A 1,500-nucleotide genomic window follows, 5' to 3' on the forward strand; every position below is an offset into this window, starting at 1 on the left:
GACCGCCTGCGCACCCCGCCTGGTCACTCCGGTCGGGACGCGACCACCCGGACCGCCGCGGACGGCTCGTCCCGCAGGTAGCGGTCGTAGCTCAGCCTGCCCCGGGTCGCGGCGACCACGATCAGCGCGACCAGCGAGAACCCGATCAGCTCCGGGAGGAGCCCGAACTCCTCGAGGAGGGGGGGCGGGGAAGAGCGGGGCGACGACCATGTCGGCGAACGTGGTGAACGACGCGTGCATCAGCATGGTGAGCAGCAGGCTCCCCCGCGCGTTGGTGAAGACCCAGGTCATGACGATCGTCAGGCCGGTGATCATCACGACGAACATGGCGATGTCGGCGACGGTCGGCGGCGTCCAGACCCCGGACCAGGACCGCGGCGGGTACGTGGCGACCATCGCGAGGGTCAGGGGGCTGTAGGCGGCCATCGCGCCGGGCACGACCACCGCACCCAGCAGCTCCGCGGCGGGCAGCGCCAGCAGCACGAACAGGTACCAGCGGACAGGCACCCGCCACCGCACCGCCCGGTCGGTCTCCCCGGAGTCGAGCGCCCGGCGCGCCGGAGCCTGCGGGCCTGCCGTGTCGTCGTCACCCCGCAGCCCGGGGATGCCGTCGATGTCGCCGAACCGGCTCCGCAGCCGGTCCTCTACCCGACCTCCGCGCGCAGCGCCCGGCAGGTCATCAGGGTTGATGACGCTGGTAACGAGATCGTCTGGCGTGCCGAACGCCCAGGTGTGGCGGGGGACGATGGCGAGAGATTCGGTCCGTACCGGCTCGAGGAGCTCCTCGGTCGCGGCGGCATGGGCGAGGTGTTCCGCGCCCACGACACCGAGCACGACCGGGACGTCGCGGTCAAGCGGCTCGCGCCCCACCTGGCCGACGAGCCGCAGTTCCAGCAGCGGTTCCGACGCGAGGCCCACCACGTGGCGCAGCTGCGCAACCCGCACGTCATCACCATCCATCGCTACGGTGCGATCCAGGGCCGGCTCTACATCGACATGCAGCTCGTCGACGGCGGGGACCTGCACGGCCTGATCGAGCGCTCCGGCCCGCTGCCCGCCGACCGCGCGGTGCACATGCTCGAGCAGGTGGCCAGCGCGCTGGACGAGGCACACGAGAGCGGTCTGGTCCACCGGGACGTCAAGCCCTCCAACATCCTGCTCGACGGCAGGCTCGCCGACTTCTGCTACCTCGCGGACTGGGGCATCACCCGGGCCACCACGACCCGGCGCAGCCACTCGCTGACCCGCACGGGCGCCCTGCTCGGCAGCCTGACCTACATGGCGCCGGAACAGTTCGACGGCGCCGTCACCCACGCGTCGGACGTCTATGCCCTGACCTGTGTGTTCTTCGAGATGATCACCGGCAGGCGGCCGTACGCGGGCGACGGGCTCCCGGTGCTCATGCACGCGCACATGCACGTCCCGCCGCCCCGTCCGTCCGACATCGTGGCGGGCACGGAGGTGTTCGACGCGGTCGTGGCCACGGGCATGGCCAAGGAG

The 1,500-nt window shown here is 71.7% G+C and carries 2 protein-coding genes; one reads left to right on the forward strand and one right to left on the reverse strand.

The window, feature by feature from the left end:
* On the reverse strand, nt 1-822 hold an 822-nt coding region (locus tag H5J29_RS32350; RefSeq protein ID WP_220188213.1), incomplete at its 3' end, for a hypothetical protein.
* On the opposite strand from H5J29_RS32350, the gene H5J29_RS32355 reads away from it, so the two are divergent.
* Nucleotides 799-1,500 (forward strand): serine/threonine-protein kinase (locus tag H5J29_RS32355; protein ID WP_181784707.1); only part of this gene is annotated, 702 nt, incomplete at its 3' end. The two genes, H5J29_RS32350 and H5J29_RS32355, sit on opposite strands and share 24 nt — an antisense overlap.

The organism is Pseudonocardia pini (assembly GCF_013870575.1).
Taxonomy (GTDB): Bacteria; Actinomycetota; Actinomycetes; order Mycobacteriales; family Pseudonocardiaceae; genus Pseudonocardia; species Pseudonocardia pini.